This is a genomic window from Alteromonas alvinellae (assembly GCF_902705805.1).
This window is the reverse complement of record NZ_CACSIH010000036.1, coordinates 1-18,132: the sequence shown is the minus strand read 5'-3', so window position 1 is coordinate 18,132 and position 18,132 is coordinate 1. Positions and strand designations below refer to the sequence as shown.

17 protein-coding genes are annotated in these 18,132 nt (G+C 42.9%); 13 read left to right on the top strand and 4 right to left on the bottom strand.

The window, feature by feature from the left end; translation table 11 throughout:
• Positions 1–190: 190 nt before the first annotated feature.
• Positions 191–928 carry a hypothetical protein gene (locus tag ACX5KA_RS02415; protein WP_458730320.1) on the top strand — a complete coding sequence of 246 codons (738 nt, stop codon included), beginning with the start codon at positions 191–193 and terminating at the stop codon, positions 926–928.
• 135 nt (positions 929–1,063) lie between these two features.
• A complete protein-coding gene (locus tag ACX5KA_RS02410) occupies positions 1,064–2,032 on the top strand; it encodes a GGDEF domain-containing protein (protein ID WP_458730319.1) in 969 nt (322 codons plus the stop codon).
• Between the two features lie 257 nt (positions 2,033–2,289).
• Here the strand turns inward: ACX5KA_RS02410 and ACX5KA_RS02405 are convergent, their stop codons facing one another.
• The 3 genes from ACX5KA_RS02405 to ACX5KA_RS02395 are packed head-to-tail and all read right to left on the bottom strand — an operon-like array spanning position 2,290 to position 5,955.
• Positions 2,290–2,628, bottom strand: coding sequence for a DP-EP family protein (locus tag ACX5KA_RS02405; RefSeq protein ID WP_458730318.1), 339 nt, complete (start codon positions 2,626–2,628; stop codon positions 2,290–2,292).
• Complete coding sequence (locus ACX5KA_RS02400) at positions 2,606–5,050, bottom strand: tetratricopeptide repeat protein (RefSeq protein WP_458730317.1); 2,445 nt, start codon at positions 5,048–5,050, stop codon at positions 2,606–2,608. The genes ACX5KA_RS02405 and ACX5KA_RS02400 overlap by 23 nt, the downstream gene beginning before the upstream one ends.
• Positions 5,038–5,955 carry a winged helix-turn-helix domain-containing protein gene (locus ACX5KA_RS02395; RefSeq protein WP_458730316.1) on the bottom strand — a complete coding sequence of 306 codons (918 nt, stop codon included), beginning with the start codon at positions 5,953–5,955 and terminating at the stop codon, positions 5,038–5,040. The genes ACX5KA_RS02400 and ACX5KA_RS02395 overlap by 13 nt, the downstream gene beginning before the upstream one ends.
• Before the next feature lie 230 nt (positions 5,956–6,185).
• On the opposite strand from ACX5KA_RS02395, the gene ACX5KA_RS02390 reads away from it, so the two are divergent.
• From ACX5KA_RS02390 to ACX5KA_RS02360, 7 genes are all read left to right on the top strand, one after another.
• Positions 6,186–6,602: an HvfA family oxazolone/thioamide-modified RiPP metallophore gene (locus tag ACX5KA_RS02390; protein ID WP_421713051.1), complete on the top strand. Its 417-nt coding sequence runs from the start codon at positions 6,186–6,188 to the stop codon at positions 6,600–6,602.
• 151 nt (positions 6,603–6,753) lie between these two features.
• Positions 6,754–7,605: an HvfB family MNIO-type RiPP peptide maturase gene (locus ACX5KA_RS02385; protein WP_458730315.1), complete on the top strand. Its 852-nt coding sequence runs from the start codon at positions 6,754–6,756 to the stop codon at positions 7,603–7,605.
• Positions 7,602–8,366, top strand: a complete 765-nt coding sequence (locus ACX5KA_RS02380; protein ID WP_458730314.1) for an HvfC family RiPP maturation protein — start codon at positions 7,602–7,604, stop codon at positions 8,364–8,366. The genes ACX5KA_RS02385 and ACX5KA_RS02380 overlap by 4 nt, the downstream gene beginning before the upstream one ends.
• Before the next feature lie 153 nt (positions 8,367–8,519).
• Complete coding sequence (locus ACX5KA_RS02375) at positions 8,520–8,642, top strand: hypothetical protein (protein WP_256253717.1); 123 nt, start codon at positions 8,520–8,522, stop codon at positions 8,640–8,642.
• A 22-nt stretch (positions 8,643–8,664) separates the two neighbouring features.
• Positions 8,665–9,201, top strand: coding sequence for an adenine phosphoribosyltransferase (apt, locus tag ACX5KA_RS02370; protein ID WP_014998897.1), 537 nt, complete (start codon positions 8,665–8,667; stop codon positions 9,199–9,201).
• Between the two features lie 41 nt (positions 9,202–9,242).
• The gene (gene dnaX / locus ACX5KA_RS02365; protein WP_458730313.1) at positions 9,243–12,374 is read left to right on the top strand and encodes a DNA polymerase III subunit gamma/tau; all 3,132 of its coding nucleotides are present in this window, start codon (positions 9,243–9,245) and stop codon (positions 12,372–12,374) included.
• Positions 12,375–12,412: 38 nt separating this feature from the next.
• Positions 12,413–12,739 carry a YbaB/EbfC family nucleoid-associated protein gene (locus ACX5KA_RS02360; protein ID WP_014950049.1) on the top strand — a complete coding sequence of 109 codons (327 nt, stop codon included), beginning with the start codon at positions 12,413–12,415 and terminating at the stop codon, positions 12,737–12,739.
• Positions 12,740–12,875: 136 nt separating this feature from the next.
• On the opposite strand, the gene ACX5KA_RS02355 is transcribed toward ACX5KA_RS02360, so the two are convergent.
• Positions 12,876–13,664: a ferredoxin--NADP reductase gene (locus ACX5KA_RS02355; protein WP_458730312.1), complete on the bottom strand. Its 789-nt coding sequence runs from the start codon at positions 13,662–13,664 to the stop codon at positions 12,876–12,878.
• 164 nt (positions 13,665–13,828) lie between these two features.
• On the opposite strand from ACX5KA_RS02355, the gene ACX5KA_RS02350 reads away from it, so the two are divergent.
• From ACX5KA_RS02350 to htpG, 4 genes are all read left to right on the top strand, one after another.
• A complete protein-coding gene (locus tag ACX5KA_RS02350) occupies positions 13,829–14,104 on the top strand; it encodes a hypothetical protein (protein WP_458730311.1) in 276 nt (91 codons plus the stop codon).
• A gap of 241 nt (positions 14,105–14,345) precedes the next feature.
• Positions 14,346–15,293: a hypothetical protein gene (locus ACX5KA_RS02345; RefSeq protein ID WP_061095435.1), complete on the top strand. Its 948-nt coding sequence runs from the start codon at positions 14,346–14,348 to the stop codon at positions 15,291–15,293.
• Positions 15,294–15,298: 5 nt separating this feature from the next.
• Entirely contained in the window at positions 15,299–15,898 is a 600-nt protein-coding gene (gene recR, locus ACX5KA_RS02340) for a recombination mediator RecR (RefSeq protein WP_014950045.1), read from the top strand.
• A gap of 240 nt (positions 15,899–16,138) precedes the next feature.
• Complete coding sequence (htpG, locus tag ACX5KA_RS02335) at positions 16,139–18,061, top strand: molecular chaperone HtpG (protein ID WP_371342272.1); 1,923 nt, start codon at positions 16,139–16,141, stop codon at positions 18,059–18,061.
• Positions 18,062–18,132: the final 71 nt, after the last annotated feature.

The window sequence follows — 18,132 nt, the reverse complement described above, 5'->3', positions numbered from 1 at the left end:
CTCACTGATATCGTTCTATTATTTGTGGGGATACCTCAGACTCTGACCCTATTGTTTGTGTGGGGCTTTAGGTTAGTTGTTCTGTAAGCATATTTTAACTGAGGAAGTCTTTAAATTTGTGCGTTCGTTCTATAATTGATTTAATAAATCCTATATAAATAATTTAAGACGTAAATGAAGTGGTAGAGTTGTGAGATCTAACGTAGTTCGTGGGTGTTGCCTAATTTTGTTTTTCTGGATGTGTAGCGCAAGTTCACAAGAGAATGTGAAGCTGAAGCCTTCCATTACACTGGGTGTTGTTGAATTTCCTCCACTAGTGATAAAAGATCCCAAATCACCCCGCTGCCACGGTGAAGCAATAGATGCGTCTTTGGCTCTCCTTACAAAATTAAACTATAAAGTGTCAGTAGAGTGCATGCCTCCAGCTCGGTTATTCGAACGAGTGAAAACGGGAAAAGTAGATCTAACAATTAATGTTAGAGGAACTTCTGCACTAGACAATAACGTTACATTCATCGAAAACCCGTTCGTAAACTTATCTATTGTACTAATGCAAAACAACAGCCTCAGCGATGTTAAATCGGTCTCGGCTATTCGCGGTTATGACTATCTAGGCATTCGTCAGGCACTAATAAAAGAAGGTTTTGTGTTCTTCGATATGGCCACAAGTAGTGAAGCGATTCACCTTTTTGACGTGGGAAGAACTTCCCACCTAATTAGTTACAAACAGCCTTATCTCTTCTATATAGAAAGTTTCGGCAGTCGATTAACTGACGTAGTAGCGTCGGAAAGGTTAACAGTTCCTTCTTATTTCGCAGTCTCGAATTATAGTGTTTACAGAGATGAACTAATAGACAGTCTAAGCTTAGCTACTAGCCAAAATCAAAATTCGACAGTTATAGAATCCTATCGAATCACGAAAAATTAACCTTTCTAGAATCTTCCAGATATAAATAATCTTCATAAAAACAACGGGTTAAAAAAGAAGGTGTTCGGAAGGTTAGCTTAGTGATATCGGCGTAATCTTGTATGCAATTCAGGGCCTTTAGGGCGGTATAATGGAATGCATACATCAATGTTAAGTAAAAATAAATCGGCAACTCCCCACCTCGGACTGTTCAATTTTTACAAAGACAGTTCTCTTGCAAGAATGATTAATTTCATTAACGAGGCAATAGTCGTTGTGGACAGCAACGGTACAATCGAAATGGTTAATACCAATGCTTCCTCACTCTTAGGGTTGTCTCGGGAAGCGCTATTGAGTGAAAACCTGCTTAATTTCGTAAACGATAAAACGGGCCAAATACAAAGCCATGTCATTCAGTGTTTAGATAACGCGGCGCAAAATGTTTTAGAAACGCCACCATTCGAAGTTTCTCTTACACAAAGAAGCCACACACACCGAGATATTAGCGTAGAAATCTCAGTCTCTTCGTTGCCCGAAGAGCTATCGTCTAGCAACTCTTTATTCTTTTGCATACTACGTGACCTGACGCTGCATAAAGCTCAGTACGCTGCATTGAAAAGAAAGGCTGAAACTGACTTTTTAACAGGGTTAGCAAATCGTCACAAATTCTCTGACTACTTAAGCGGCCAATGGGTTAAATGTAGTAGTGAGGGGCTGCCGTTAAGCGTCATTTTAATCGACATAGACCACTTTAAAGCTTTTAACGACGAGTATGGTCATATCGCTGGCGATCGTTGTTTAAAACGTATTGGTGAACTTCTGAGTTTGAGTATGCCTAACCGTGACACCTTGGCAGCACGATATGGTGGAGAGGAGTTTGCGATTATTTTACCCAATTGCTCTTCACAAACCGCTCAACTGTTGGCTATACGAATAAAGCGGCACCTTGCCCAACTGAGCGCCAGACACTTTGTACTCGTGTCGAACAAAAAACTCACCGTTAGTATGGGAGTAGCAACCAATGAAAATCATCGCTACGAGAACACAACATCGCTATTGCAGGCGGCTGATACGCTTTTGTATCAAGCTAAATCTCGTGGCAGGGACCAAATATGTTTCCTCTAGATCAAAATGATGGAGCTATTTTAGGGGAGGTTTACACTATCAGAAAAAACACTCAATTTTAGGCATGAAGTTGATGTTAAGCGTTTAGTTAGTGCGTGAGAGGGAGAGTCTGAACGATAGTAGCAAGCACGAACTGTTCGTGAAAATGTACTTGCTACGTGCTTTTTCAGATAAAGATAAGCGCGCCGAAAAAATACCTAGACGTCATATCTTGTGGAGTAAAAATCACTTTGATAGATATCCTAAAATCTATCTCTTTAAACAGGCTCGTTTTTTACTTGAGGGTCTGGGCTAATAAATCCGGTAACTAGTTTTACGCAAATAGCGTTTTCTTCGTCGGCGTCTGAGTCAGTAATAACAATGCACCTACCCGAATCCTTAAATTCCCAAGTTAAATCCCCTTCAGGATCATTCGTGATTTCGGGGTTTAAAAACACCATGGCAGCTGGGGTATCTGAGGTAAGAGTATAAGTAATAGTCGTATTCGGCACAGTAACGGTAATGGGCGACTCTGGCGCACCGCCCTCCGGTATAATGGTAAAGACTCCTTCTGCGTCAACGGAAACGCTGTAGTCATAGTTCGGAGGTGTTGTCATTTATTAGTTCCTTATTGATGTTGGTGAAATAAAGTGGCATTGGTACGTTCATATGAGCGAGTTGCCTACGATGTTTGGCTACTGCTGTTTGTTTATTTAAACAGTATCCCGCGAATACATGGGCTTGTAAGAACAAAGGGTGTTTACTTACGTTGACTACCGAGTTGGTAAGTGAAAACAGTGTTTCACATTCCTTTTGAACTATATCGATATTTTTTCCCGCATCGTTGTGCGTTTGGCGAATACTAGCAATTTGGTATAGGACATAGTTTTCTAATTCCCTAACATTTATAAATTTTGCTTTAATATTCTTGTTTAAATTCTCTTCAATGGCGTGCTCTATATTTATTTGAGCTAGCAAATTTCTACTGATTTGCCATTCCTGACGATATTGGTAAGAGAGGACTGCGTAAATTTTCGAAGAGAGGCGTGCACCATCTCTTAGCAGTTCATCAATAGTGATATCTTGTTTTACATTATGATTGTGTAATGCAGAGATTGCGTTTAGTGATCTGTGATAGTCCAGCAACGCCCTGGCATGTTTATAGTATGATTGCCATGAACTGTTTGCAGGGTCTTGCTCAAGTAATTGGATCAACAATTTTTTAGCATCATTTAAATGTTCAATGGAAGTATTAAGGTCTTCAGTAAATTGGCTACTCTTTGCTGCATTCATTTTAATTAAACTAAGTGTTTCAATTATCTCTGCATTCCCTGAGTAGTTAGCTAGGCTTTTCTCTAAAATGGCTTCTGCTTTCGCAAAGGTTAATTGCGCTTCGTGAATTCGGCCCTTGTGTATTTGTGTAGACGCGATCCAAGAATAAGTATCTGCAACGGCGGATGCGGTAATAATGGGTGACTCTGACTTTTCAAAAAGTTGTTGCTTATAAGTCAGCGATGATTCGAAAAACGAAAGAGCTTTGTCAAAATCTTGTTGACGAAAGGCGACACTACCAATCGAATTAGTTGCATAACTCAGTTCTAGCAAAGCATCCGGATTGTTGGCGGATACCTTCAGCATTTCCTCGCTAAAGCGTAAATAACGATTAAACTGCTCATCCGCCAGCGCAAAATTATAGTTTCTTAATTCAATGTCTCCCAACCAAAATGCATTAGCGCCTGCAGCTAATAATAGTTTGAAGTTGTCGGGCTGCTCCTCAAGTAATGCCCCCAATCGTTTATCGGCTTCTTTATATAATAGCTGGGCAGTCACGGCATCATCGCGGTAAAACCGCACTTCAGCCATTGCTTGCAAAGACAGAGCATGTTGGAAGCGAAGCTCAAAACTAGGCTTCGGTGTTGATGAGCCAATCCATCCCGTTTGACTTTCTTGAGCTTGGGTGACGTATTTAAGCGCCTGTTCACTAATACCTTCTAGCAAATCCATGCGTTTTACGCTTCGAAGCTTATCGGCAAAATCGCCGATCATAAACCCCATTAGGTTTTCGGCCTCCAATCGCTTACGTTCAGCTAAGGCTTGAGAATGGTTGCTGTGCAGCATTGCAGCAAAAGAAATAACAGATAGTGCGGCCAACAGTGCAGCAGTAAACGCTTTAAAGAGGCTTTTCCTTCTGAATTTACGCTGACTTTGATGAATAAGCTCCCGCTCTGCATTCGATAGACGGATGTATTTCGCATCAAGAAGTGCAGAGGCATCTAGAAGCGGCTTTCCTGATTGAAGAAGATAGGCGTCATCTTTATCATTCTCTGCCCATGTTTTTGCCTGTTCATAAAGGGCTGCCCTAATTGAAAGTGTATTTTTGTGCTGCGCTATCCATTGCTGAACCCGCTCCCATTTTCTTAACACTGCCTCGTGCGCAACCTTGAAACTGGCTTGCCCTTGATTTAAAAATGAAACGAAAAGGCGCTGTTCTACCATGAGCTCAACGAACCGACGCTCATCATCGCCTTTTAGCTCATCCCAACTCGCTGTTTTACTTGTCATCGTATTGTCTATTCCAGACAAGTTAACAATAAGAGGAAGTACCGTGTTAAACGCATTTTGCACTGATACAGGCATTTGGGAGTAGGTTGACTCGGCTTTGTGGCCGATGGCCCCATCGATTTTTCCTAGCGCGTAATATGTATCCCGTTTAAGTAAATTACCGTCGCGTTGTAAGTAAAGCTCTTGGAGTGTGTATTGTAGAAGAGGAAGGCAATTCGGTTCTAAGCTTGCATCAGACAGAATAACATCGTCGAGTGTGGCGTTTGTAGTCCCGTCATGTTCCCACTGCAGCTCTGCCGCCAAAGCAGGAAGTTTGATTATTTGTCCAAGCTCGCTTAACGAAGGTGGTGCAATGTCCAAATGAGCCCCGCGGGACTTATTTTTCATCAAGACTTCGAAATTGGAAATAAGCGGGTAGAAGTCGTTTCTGCTGATTAGGACAACAAGAAAGAGGTTGCTCTGACTCAGCGTTTCCAAAAGTGTGAATACAGCCCGTTGTCTTTGTCTTCTATTTTTGTATCAGCAAGAAATACTTCTAGTCGGTCTATAATGACAGCATAGAAAGAATAGGCGCTTATTGTCTGTAGCTCGTGCTCTTCACAAAAACGCTTGACTATATCAACCACTGACTGCGGTGAAGTCAGTAGTTTGTCTGCGAGAAGGGATGCACTATAACCTTCAAATATACCTAATTCGTCACTTCCCCAATCCAGCATATGAGCAGCAATCTCGTCTACAATTGCAAACGGGCTGGCGTTAGTATTTATATCGGCAAGATCAATACTCAAAAAGTTATGTGCATATAGCCCATTTATGCCCTGTTTATCGAGCAATTTGGGTAAAAATCCCGCGTGAACAAGTGAACTTTTCCCAGATCCACTTGAGCCAAGCACCATCATAAAAGGCCGGTTTCGATTGAAAAGCTCGGCAGTACGGGAGACTAACTCTCTGATTAAAGTATCCCTGCCGAAGTAAACTTGACTTTCGTTAGCAGAGAACGCGCTAAGGCCAACATACGGCGAAGCACTTTTCCATTTAGAGTTGGTCGACTTCGCTCTTTCGTCACCTAAAAATTGAACGTCAGCAACAATTCGGTAACCGCGTTTCCTTATAGTTTCAATATACTCAGGCGATGACGCTTTATCGCCCAATGCTCGACGTAGGTTGGTGATAGCTTTATGTACAGGGTTATCGCCGACCATTGATTTGGGCCAGCATTGAGCAACGATTTCTTCGGAAGAGACAACTTGACCCTGGTGCTGGCACAGAAGCAGTAATACATCCATGGTCTTGGGCTCTAAATTTCTTTTGAGCTTGCCCAAAGACAACGTATTGCTGGTTACATCGACCTGCCATTGACCCAGATAAAATTGTTGCTTCACCGTATCTACCCTGTACTTTTTGAAATTGCTGTACTTAACTTTTCCTATTAACTTAAAGCTAACATGTAGGAATGCATTTTTGTTAATATAAAGCCTTTTAATATCAAGGTCATAAAAATTGATTGTAAAAAAATCTATTTTTGTGAAATATCCTTTAAGTCCAAAGGGTCTTTTAATGTATACGTGCTTACTGTACGTCAAACATGACTAATATTATTGAGGGTACATCAATGAAACAAATCAAAAAATCATCAGTAGCGACAGCATTAGGTGCAGTTGTAATTGGCTCTTTGGCGTCAACAGTTGCAGTAGCAGACGTAAACCCATTTGGTATGCAAGCACTAGAGTCGGGCTATAGTCAGTTCGCAGCAGAAGGCAAATGTGGCGGCGATAAAGCTGAGAAAGAAGGTAAGTGCGGCGAAGGCAAATGCGGCGGCGACAAAAAGGCCGAAAAAGAAGGTAAGTGCGGCGAAGGCAAATGTGGCGGCGACAAGAAAGCTCACAAAGAAGGAAAGTGTGGCGAAGGCAAATGCGGCGGCGACAAGAAAGCCGACAAAGAGGGTAAGTGTGGCGAAGGCAAATGTGGTGGCGACAAGAAAGCTGGTAAAGAAGGCAAGTGCGGCGAAGGTAAATGCGGTAGCATGTAATTGCCATTCAAATAACATCTTGTAGCGTGAAATTGAATAATGTATCGCTATGAGAGGTACGCTTAGCAAAAAATGGCTGTCGAATGATGGCCATTTTTGTCTGATAACGTGCGTTGCTATTTTGCAATCCCATGCGGTAAAAGGGGAAGATATGAAAAACATCTATGGCGCAGGTTTGGGATTTCGTCGAGAAATGCTAAAAGAGTTGTTACCTACGCTTCCATCTGAGGTGGATTTTTGGGAAGTTGCGCCCGAAAATTGGGTCCCCCTTGGTGGAAAGTACCAAAAACAATTTCAGCAAGCGTCTTCGCAATCTCCCTTTACTACTCATGGTTTATCTTTGTCTATCGGAAGTAGCGACAAACTAGATGTTGAATTTGTAAAAACCGTTAAGCGATTCTTGGACGCAAATGACATTGCACTTTACAGTGAGCACTTAAGCTTTTGTTCCGGCAATGGTCATATGTATGACCTGATGCCAATTCCCTTTACTGAAGACGCAATTAAGCACGTAGTTTCTCGAATTGTCCAAGTTCAAGATATTATTGAACGGCCACTGGTTTTAGAAAATGTCTCTTATTACCTTGCGCCTGGCCAAGAGATGGACGAGCTAGAATTCACTTCTAGTATCTTACATGAATCTGGGTGTCAGATGCTGCTCGATGTAAACAATGTTTACGTGAACAGTATTAACCACAAATATGATGCAAAGGCTTTTATTAAGGGGTTGCCCTCAGACAAAATTGTATATGGACATATTGCAGGTCATTATGATGAAGCTGAAGATTTAAAAGTTGATACACATGGGGCAGATGTCATTGAACCAGTCTGGGAACTATTGGAATACGCTTACCTCACACATGGCGTATTTCCTACATTGTTAGAGCGTGACTTTAATATTCCCCCCTTAAACGAATTGTTGGCGGAAGTGAAGAGAATTAAGCAAATTCAAACGAGATGCGAAGTTGCAATAGCGTCAAAGGTTAAAGGAAGTGTCGCGTGACCCAGTCATTCCAAACCACCCAGAAAACGTTCGTTGATGCGATCAAAGATCCCCAAACATATTGCGGTACCGATGCCGATCACGCTCGTCGGATGAAAATCTATCAATCCCTGTTTTTTAATAACATCGACAACTTCGTCAGCACCGGGTTTCCGGTTCTAAAATCCATCATAGTAAAACAGTATGGTGAGAAAGGGTGGGAGAGCATTGTGCGGCAGTTTTTTATTGAGCACGAATGCCGCTCTCCTTATTTTGCTGAAATAAGTAAAGAGTTCGTTGAGTACCTTTCAACAGAGCCAACCTTCGATATTACTCTGCCCGACTTTGCTGCGGAGCTTGCTCACTATGAGTGGCTTGAGCTTGACGTCAGTATTAGAAAAAACGAAGACAACGTTGAATTCTATCAAGAAGGAGAAAATTTTACCGCAATTAGGGTGTCACCGTACGCATCTTTGGCAGCGTACCAATTTGAAGTTCACCTAATAGGCGAGGACTACATTCCCGAGCAAACAGCCCAAGAACAGCAGTTCTACGTTGTTTACAGAGACCGGGATTTTGACGTGCAATTTGCCCACGTAAATCCGGTTACGGCTATTTTAGTAAATACGCTGGAACAAAATGAGCAAGGAATGGATGTAGAACAATTAGCTGAGTCGTTGTGCCAGCAACTTCCCCAAATTCCTTCAAACGTGCTCATAAATGGTATGAACCAGACTCTCACTGACATGTTACAAAAGGGAATACTGCTTCCAGTATCCTAAGTAACCATTACTATTTACCTGCTTTATATTAAACTTTCGCCATGATCTGGTCTGAAAGTGAGCGATCGATCATATTAGCGCTGTCAATCGGGCTTGCTTTCGATTAACATTTAGCACCATTTTTTTGTTCACAAAATTGTTTAGGTAGTGCAAATGGCTGACAATTCAGATTTCAAAGAAGTCTATAACAAGTGGTACTTTCTAGCATCGCTAGTAACTCTAATCGCGTTCCCGTTGATGCATATCATCGCCGGCTGGTTCACCTTCTGGTTATAACGCAGACATTCAAGGCATAATTGTGACTGCAGAATATATTAAATCAGTAGTGAAAACCGTACCTGACTATCCAAAGCCAGGTATTTTATTTAGAGATGTGACCAGCGTTTTAGAAGATCACAAAGCATTCAGTAGCTGTATCTCGTTACTTGTAGAAAAGTATCAAGGTATGGGATTTACCAAGATAGCAGGTACTGAAGCACGCGGGTTCCTTTTTGGTGCGCCATTGGCCATCGAAATGGGCATTGGTTTTGTTCCAGTGAGAAAGCCCAATAAACTTCCTCGTGAAGTAGTTAGCGAGAGCTACGAGCTTGAATATGGCATGGATACATTGGAAATCCATAAAGATGCCATTGAGCCAGGTGATAAAGTCCTTCTTATCGATGATTTACTTGCAACAGGCGGAACGATAGCCGCTTCTGCCAAGCTAATTCGTTCACTAGGCGGTGAAGTAAATCACGCGGGTTTTGTGATTAATTTACCTGACCTAGGCGGCAAAGAGAAATTGAGTACGCTTGATATAGAAAGCTACTCTATTTGTGAGTTTGAAGGCGAATAATCGCTATAAAGCATAACTAGCAAAAGGCGAAATACGTAATAATGAGTTATCAGGTACTAGCAAGGAAGTGGCGGCCGGGCAAGTTCAGTGAACTTGTGGGTCAGGAACATGTAGTCTCTGCCATTTCAAATGCTTTGGATAACGATCGTCTACACCACGCTTATCTGTTTACAGGAACGCGAGGCGTAGGTAAAACTACCATTGCACGTATTTTTTCGAAAAGCCTTAACTGCGAAGAAGGACAAGGGGCAAACCCTTGCGGTCAATGTAACACCTGTAAAGAGATAGAGCAGGGGAACTACGTTGATTTGTTAGAGATTGACGCTGCATCAAGAACCAAAGTTGAGGATACTCGCGAGCTTCTTGATAACGTGCAATACAAACCCACTCGCGGGCGTTACAAAGTGTACCTTATCGATGAGGTACACATGCTTTCAAAACACAGCTTTAATGCGCTGTTAAAAACGCTGGAAGAGCCACCTCCACATGTTAAGTTCTTACTGGCGACCACCGATCCTCAAAAGCTTCCGATAACCATCTTATCCCGTTGCTTGCAGTTTAACTTGAAAGCAATGTCTCGGGAGCAGATTGTTGGACAGCTGCAGCATATTTTAGAGCATGAACAGCTACCTTTCGAGCCACAAGCGCTAGCGCTTTTGGCAAGAGCCGCCCAAGGTAGTATGCGTGATGCGCTGAGTTTAACAGACCAAGCGATTGCACAGGGTGGAAATCAAGTGCTGGCATCGGTGGTAACCGATATGTTGGGGCTGATGGACAAGAACCAGTTGCTTAAAGTGGTTCATGCGGTAGTAAGTAAAAGTCCTGCCGATGTATTGCAGTTGGTCAATGACATCGCAGAGCAAGCCCCCGATTATGACAACGTACACAGCGAATTGGCTAGCCTGCTACACCAAATAGCGTTAACGCAATGGGTGCCTGAAGCATGTAAGCTAGAAACCACATCGGCTAAAGCGATATTTCAGTTAGCGAAAACTATTCCAGCAGAGCAAGTGCAGTTGCTTTATCAAATCGCGCTACAAGGAAGAAAAGACTTACCGTTTGCTGCTGATGGAAAAAGTGCGTTTGAAATGACATTGATGCGAATGATGTCGTTTGCTCCAAACACCCCCATCAACGACACGGCAAGTGAAATTGAAAACGGGAGGAGTGAGCATAGTTTACCTGTCGAACATGCTTCTTCCAGTGGTGGCCCGGGAAACGTCGGTAAGCAGGAGGAAGCGCCGTTAAGCGAAACTTCTGCAACCAAGGTGCAGGAGGAGACGCCTTCACATCTATCGGTTGAATCTACCTTTGAACAGTCGTTAGAAAGTGCGCCATCTACCCCAGGCTCACTTGCTACATCAATAATCGAAAAAGAGCAGCAAGAACAATCGACGTCTCCATTTGAATCACAGCAAGAGCAGGAAAATGCGGCCGCTGATGAAAGCGAGTTGAGTGGAAGTGATACTCTGTCGGCGCTACCTCATGCAGAGTCAGGTGCAACCTCGACTCAAACAACTGCACTTGAGCGTGATGCTTCACATGATGATGAATCCGTAAAGCCAGCTCCAACTTCGTCTATTGAAGAACTACCCGTAGAAAACACCGCGGTACAAGCGGTACAAACAGAAAGCGTTGCAGCAGAGCTTGAACCAACGCCAAGTGAAGTCAGTGCTCCCCATAACGAAGCAGCGCAATATTTCGATGGACCTCCGTTAGATGCGTACATGGACGATATGCCACCTCCGTCAGAAGATGATGGTTCCTTAGGTTTTGAAGGTTTTCAAAGCGCTGAGGGCTCTTATGACGCTGAAGGTTTGCATAATGATGAAGGTTCTCAGAACGCTGAAGGCTCTGATAACGCTAAAGGCTCTGACAAAAACAGCGAGTCGTTGGCGCACGAGAATGAAGTGTCCTCATTAACCGCCGAAGAGCAGCTGACTTCTACGGCTGATATGTTGGCACTTCGTCAAAAGTTAAAGCAAAGAAAAGCACAAGACGCAGAGGCAAAAAGTACCAGCGCAGCAAATGCTAAGACCGAAAGTGCAAGTGATATTCAAGCGCGCTTTACCAGAAGTAAAGCCGAGGCTTTGAGTACTGCACAAACTGCACATGGAGTTAACAAGGGTAACGATAACAGTTCAGGGCAGCCTAGTGCTGATAACGAAATCAAGAGTGGTGATTTAAACCCCGTTGGGCATGAAGACAGCCGTGAACTGCAAGATCACAGCCCTGAGCTTCTAAATAGTATCCCTGAGCTTCTAAATAATAGCCCAGAGCTTAAAGAGAGCAGCCCGGAGCGTATAGATAGCGGCTCAGAACATAAAGATAATAGTGTTGCGCGCGGTGACACTCCTCAACTGGAAAGTACAAATTCAGGCTCGTCCTTAGATAATACTCTCGCGCATTCTTCTGATGCTATGCATACTAGCGAGTCAGAAAAGAGTCATTCTAGCTCAAACAAAACGAGCGACTTCTTGCTTGATGAATTTGAAGAGGATATGCCTTTTTCAAATGACGAATCTGAGGCGCAATCAAACTCGGAAACACCGGTTGAGGATATGCCGCCTTGGGCTACTGATTACGATAATCAACCGCCTCAACTAGTTGAAGGTGCAGATTATGTTGAAGCGCCCTCTGATAGCAGTTCGAATTACGACAGTGCCCCTGAGCAGATGGAAAGTGCGGGAGATCGGTCTTTTGCGCGGGATGCTCTAAATTTTGATACGCCGCTGAGCAGTACCTATGACGGGCAGTTAAAGGCGTACTTAAATGACGGAAGCAAATTAACTCACGCTAGCCAAATTGACGAATGGAGCAATCTAGTTGAGCAAATGCCAGTTGCTGGTCTACTCAAACAGTTGGTGCTGCACGCATCATTTTCTCGAGCGGGTAATCAAGTCTCCCTTGAAATTGACCACAGTCAGACGCATTTATTAAATGATAGTGCGAGAAAGCAATTGGTTGATGCAATCCATCATGGGTTGGGTGAAAACGTTGAAGTAAATATCACGTTAGGTGAACCAGCATCTACACCTTTTGCGTTACAACAAGAGATTCATGCCATGCGCCATGCGCATGCACACTCGGTGATTAAAACCGACGATACAATTCAAGCATTGCTATCGACTTTCGATGCGTCAGTGCTAACCGATTCGGTTAAAGCGCGATAGCAGAATTATTAACACCAAAACGAAGCGAGACAAAAATTATGTTTAAAGGTGGAATGGGCAATATCATGAAGCAGGCGCAGCAAATGCAAGAGCGCATGCAAAAAGCACAAGACGACCTAGCCAAAATTGAAGTAACAGGTGAAGCGGGTGCAGGCATGGTTAAAGTAACCATGACGTGCAACCACAACGTGCGTCGTGTAGACATTGATGAGTCATTGATGGACGACGACAAAGATATGGTTGAAGATTTGGTTGCTGCAGCATTTAACGACGCGGTACGTCGAGTTCAAGAAACTAGCAAAGAGAAGATGGGTGATGTAACTGGCGGAATGCCATTACCACCTGGCTTCAAAATGCCGTTTTAAATAATTATGTAAAGCTAGAAGCGATACAGCTTGCAAGTATTTTGCGAGTGAAATCATATAAAATCGCCGGCAACATGCCGGCGATTTTTATTGAAAATTTAAAATTTTGCCGATGGTCAGGCAAATGCGTTGCGCATTACTTTTCTATAAATGCTTGTTCAATTACATAATGCCCCTGACGACGCGAGTTAGCTTTCGAGAAGCCCTTGTCGTCTAGCATAGACATAAGATCTTGTAGCATGTTGTCGTTGCCACATAGCATGAACCTGTCATTTTCAATGTCTAATTCAGGCATACCGATATCATCCAGCAACTTTCCGCTTTCAATTAACTGCGTTATCCGTCCTTCGTGAGCGATACCATTTTTCTCATAACTTTCTCTCGTAACAGTAGGATAGTAAATGAGTTTCTCACGCACTTCGTCACCGAAATAAGGGTTGTTAGGAAGTTGGTGCTCAATTTCGTTTTGATAGGCAAGTTCAGGACGCCACCGCGTTCCGTGAACTAATATGATTTTTTCAAAGCTTTCATAAATGAAAGGATCTCTGATAATACTCATAAATGGTGCTAGACCTGTACCAGTGCTGAGCAAATAAAGATGTTTTCCGGGTAACAAGAAACCAGGCACGAGCGTACCTGTAGGCCTAACATTAATCATTACCTGGTCACCAGGTTCTATATTTTGAAGGCGAGAAGTAAGCGCACCATCTGGCACTTTAATACTAAGAAATTCCAATTCCTCATCATAATTTGGGCTTGCGATGCTGTAGGCCCTCATCAGTGGCCTACCATCTACTTCAAGACCAATCATAACGAATTGACCACTTTCAAAACGAAAAGATGATTCTCTCGTTGTTTTGAAACTAAACAGAGTGTCATTCCAATGGTAAACTTGGGTCACGGTTGCGTTTATGAGATTTCGCATTCGTTTTCCTACTTACTTAGTCATCAGCCATGCTGCCATTCTCGCACACTTTATGGTGTGATAATAGTTATCATTACCGTTTGGGGGGTCGGTATACGCACGTAAAATCTAACGTGCTATGAGCTCTAAGTAAGTATTTTTACCAATAGTTCAAACACGCCTTTATGCTTGAGCATGATGACTTACTCACACCTGCATCATTGAGCAAGCCTGGGACCTTTACATACAATCGGATATCGTTAAATGAATTCATTAGTCAGTTAGCGCTGGCTAACGAAAAGTTAGCAAATGGGCAAAAAGCTACAGTGAGCGTTGGCCATCAGAATTTTGAAACTGCATTTACTGACCATGAACAGTCAATCATTGAACAATTCATAAAGCACGATGAAACCGTATCCAATAAAGATGGACGTCAACGTCTGCTTACTGATAAAGGTTAGGCTTGTTTTCAGCCCGATACGTTGATAATTATGGGCTGATACACAGCTTACAAATATTGAGCGCATGCCCAACTCATCGACATTAACAGTAAAATCTCATTTAACCGTTGTTCCGTAGAAAAAGTGTCCCAAATAGTTGAATGAAGGTTGTATCATTGCGTTTTTTATCTTTCAGAAAACTCAACGTGTTCAGTTAATCGCTAAACGCGAAAGTTAACTCGTTAAAATAGAGGTTTTAGTAGTGCTAAGGAAAGGCTTAGTTATCACCACGGTTATTTTACTACCCATCGCAACCGTGTTGTTTTTTATGAGTATTTACGACCTGTTTAAAATGAAAACAGTAACGGTCGACCCGAAGCTTAAGGAAATTTCAGGTATAGAATACGATAAATACAAAAGGCTTTGGGCCATTAACGACAGTGGCGATGGACCTATCCTTTATATGCTCAATAAAGATGGAACTATTGAGAGGGAAGTTACAGTTACAAATGCCAAAAACGTCGACTGGGAAGACATGACACAAAACAGTTTCGGTCATTTCTTTTTGGGAGACTTCGGTAACAATGACAACAAGCGACGCTGGTTAACGATTTACAAAATTGAAAACCCCATTGACATAAAAACCGATACCACAGAAGCAGAAATCATTAAGTTTACTTACCCAGAAATGGGAAAAGGAAAAGTAAAACCGAAAGACAAGAACTACGATTTGGAAGCGTTCGTAGAGTACAAGCGTAACCTCTACCTGTTTACAAAAAATAGAACAAAACCCTTCGATGGCATCACCAAGTTGTATAAGGTGGGGGACCATGCCGCGAACTTTGACGCACAGTTCATCGGCGAATTTAAAACCTGTACCACCCTTGAAAAGTTATGCTGGATCACATCGGCTGCAATAAGCCCTGATAGGACTAAACTGGTGCTGTTAGATTCAACAAGCCTGTGGTTATTTGAAAATTTTGAAGGCGATAACTTCTTCAGTGGCGATGTGTCGCGTATTGATTTAGGCGTAGTTACACAAAAAGAGGCAGTAACGTTTTATGACGACAACACGCTGGTTTTCACCGATGAAGAGTACAAGGGGTTGTTTGGGGGCAACATTTATGAAGTTAAGCTCGACCAAGCAAAGCGGAACGTGATTAAATACCGTGAAAGCTCGAATCAAAAAGAAAAAGCACCAAAGCAGTAAATACTATGAAGTTCAGTCCGCTACTCTCAGAATTAATTCAGGCGTTAACGTGCCTACCCGGCGTTGGCAACAAGAGCGCTCAGCGTATGGCATTCCACCTATTAGAGCGTAATCGTACTGGGGCAATTGATTTAAGCAACGTATTACACAATGCCATGGAGCATATTCATCATTGTAAGCGCTGCAGAACATTTACTGAAGACGAGCTATGTGACATTTGTCGTCACCCTGAAAGAGAAGCAAGTGGCTTGTTATGTATTGTTGAAAGCCCACAAGACGTACTAGCAATCGAACAAACCTTAAGTTACAAGGGGCAGTATTTTGTGCTTATGGGTCATTTGTCTCCTATTGACGGCGTTGGGCCAGAAGAAATTGGTCTTACTGAGCTTGAGGCTCGTCTTGCCGCAGGTGGGATAAATGAAGTTATCCTCGCCACAAACCCGACTGTAGAGGGGGAGGCCACGGCACATTATATCGCTCAACTTTGTGCAAGCCATAACGTTGATGCGTCTCGAATTGCCCACGGCGTGCCGGTTGGGGGAGAGCTCGAGTATATTGATGGTAATACTCTCACCCACGCATTTTCGGGTCGCCGCAAACTATAGTACTGTAAATTGGGGTATACCCATTCTTAGTAATTAAAACACTCAACGTGGGTCCGCATCTGGCGGGCCTACGTCACGTTCTCTCTTATCGCTCGCCCACAAAATACTCAACATCAAACTTTATTGAAGATAAATCTCCTTATAAAAAATAAATTTTCGTTCTAAACGTTGAAAAGTGCGTTGAGCGACCTTACCTGTTTAACATCAAACGTGATCCATTCAACGAGGAGATATTGGATTATGGCTGAAGCAGCCCAAAAAGAAACCCACGGTTTTCAAACAGAAGTAAAACAGCTTCTTCATCTGATGATTCACTCTTTGTATTCAAACAAAGAAATTTTTCTACGTGAGTTAGTGTCAAACGCGGCAGATGCTGCGGATAAGTTACGCTTTCGTGCGCTAGAAAATGACAGTCTTTACGAAAACGATGGCGAGTTAAACGTAAAGCTTAGCGTCGATAAAGAAGCAAATACCGTCACCATTACCGATAACGGTATTGGTATGACTCGCGATGAAGTCATTGCGAACTTGGGTACAATTGCTAAGTCAGGCACTAAAGACTTCTTTAGCAAACTTTCTGGCGATAGCGCTAAAGACTCACAACTAATTGGCCAGTTCGGTGTTGGCTTTTACTCTGCGTTCATCGTAGCTGACAAAGTAACGGTGCGAACCCGTGCTGCTGGTGCAGATGCATCGCAAGGTGTTGAGTGGATTTCAGACGGTGAAGGTGAATTCACTATTGCTGAAATCAACAAGCCTACACGTGGCACCGAGATTACGCTTCACCTACGCGAAGACGAAAAAGAATTTGCTGATGCATGGCGTTTACGCTCTATCGTAAGTAAGTATTCTGATCACATCAGTATCCCTGTGCAGATGTGGAAAGATGAAGTGCCTGAAAGTGAAGGCCCTGATGGCGAAAAAATTGAAGGCCAGCCTGGTGAATGGGAAGTTGTAAACAAAGCCACCGCTCTTTGGACTCGTGAAAAGTCAGAGATCTCTGACGATGAGTATAACGAATTCTACAAGCATATTTCTCATGACTTTGCTGATCCGCTTGCATGGGCGCATAACAAAGTAGAGGGTAAAACAGAGTATACAAGTTTATTGTATATCCCTTCTAAAGCGCCATTTGATATGTGGAATCGCGACCAAAGTCATGGTCTTAAGCTTTACGTTCAACGCGTTTTCATTATGGACGACGCCGAACAGTTCATGCCTACTTATCTACGTTTTGTTAAAGGTTTGCTAGACAGCAATGATCTTCCGCTTAACGTGTCTCGTGAAATTCTACAGGACAATAAGATAACGCAAGCGCTACGCCAAGGTTGTACTAAGCGCGTATTACAGATGCTTGAAAAAATGGCGAAGAACGACAATGAAAAATATCAGTCGTTCTGGAATGAATTCGGCAACGTGTTAAAAGAAGGGCCTGCTGAAGATTTCAGTAACCGCGAGAAAATTGCTGGCTTGTTACGCTTCTCTTCTACACACGGTGAGTCTGATGCACAAACCGTATCATTAGCTGACTATATTGAGCGAATGAAAGAAGGCCAGGATAAGATTTATTATGTGACAGCAGATAGCCTGCAAGCTGCCAAGTCTAGTCCTCACCTTGAGATTTTCCGCAAGAAGGGGATCGAAGTTCTGCTAATGGGCGAACGCATTGACGAATGGTTAATGTCTCACCTTACTGAGTTTAACGAGAAGCAGTTTGTCTCAATTGCGAAAGGAAACTTAGATTTAGGAGACTTAGAAGACGAAGAGTCTAAGAAGGCGCAAGAAGAAGCAGAAAAGCAAGTTGAAGGTGTTCTTGAGCGAGCTAAAACTGCACTTGGTGATAAGGTCGTAGACGTTAAATTTACCCATCGCTTAACAGATTCACCTGCGGTGATTGTAGCAGATGACAATGGCATGACTACGCAAATGATGAAGCTTATGCAGGCAGCAGGGCAGACCGTGCCAGACGTGAAGTATCACTTTGAACTTAACCCTGAGCATAGCTTGGTGAAGCTGCTGGCAGATACCCAAGATGAAGAGCTGTTTAATCAGTGGGTAGGCGTATTGTTTGATCAAGCTGCATTGTCAGAACAGGGTAGCTTGAAAGACCCATCTAGTTTTGTACAGAACTTGAACACGCTTCTAATGAAGTTAGCTAAATAAAGCAATAAACCAGTAGGTTTACATTTAAAAACGGGCGTAATGCCTAATGCCAGTCAGTTAAGCTGACTGGC

What these genes read in the sequence shown, in the direction of transcription:
- ACX5KA_RS02410 (WP_458730319.1), top strand. Translation starts at nt 1,064, where the DNA reads ATGCATACATCAATGTTAAGTAAAAATAAATCGGCAACTCCCCACCTC.
- ACX5KA_RS02405 (WP_458730318.1), bottom strand. Translation starts at nt 2,628, where the DNA reads ATGACAACACCTCCGAACTATGACTACAGCGTTTCCGTTGACGCAGAA.
- ACX5KA_RS02390 (WP_421713051.1), top strand. Translation starts at nt 6,186, where the DNA reads ATGAAACAAATCAAAAAATCATCAGTAGCGACAGCATTAGGTGCAGTT.
- ACX5KA_RS02385 (WP_458730315.1), top strand. Translation starts at nt 6,754, where the DNA reads ATGAAAAACATCTATGGCGCAGGTTTGGGATTTCGTCGAGAAATGCTA.
- ACX5KA_RS02375 (WP_256253717.1), top strand. Translation starts at nt 8,520, where the DNA reads ATGGCTGACAATTCAGATTTCAAAGAAGTCTATAACAAGTGGTACTTT.
- dnaX (WP_458730313.1), top strand. Translation starts at nt 9,243, where the DNA reads ATGAGTTATCAGGTACTAGCAAGGAAGTGGCGGCCGGGCAAGTTCAGT.
- ACX5KA_RS02360 (WP_014950049.1), top strand. Translation starts at nt 12,413, where the DNA reads ATGTTTAAAGGTGGAATGGGCAATATCATGAAGCAGGCGCAGCAAATG.
- ACX5KA_RS02355 (WP_458730312.1), bottom strand. Translation starts at nt 13,664, where the DNA reads ATGCGAAATCTCATAAACGCAACCGTGACCCAAGTTTACCATTGGAAT.
- ACX5KA_RS02350 (WP_458730311.1), top strand. Translation starts at nt 13,829, where the DNA reads ATGCTTGAGCATGATGACTTACTCACACCTGCATCATTGAGCAAGCCT.
- recR (WP_014950045.1), top strand. Translation starts at nt 15,299, where the DNA reads ATGAAGTTCAGTCCGCTACTCTCAGAATTAATTCAGGCGTTAACGTGC.
- htpG (WP_371342272.1), top strand. Translation starts at nt 16,139, where the DNA reads ATGGCTGAAGCAGCCCAAAAAGAAACCCACGGTTTTCAAACAGAAGTA.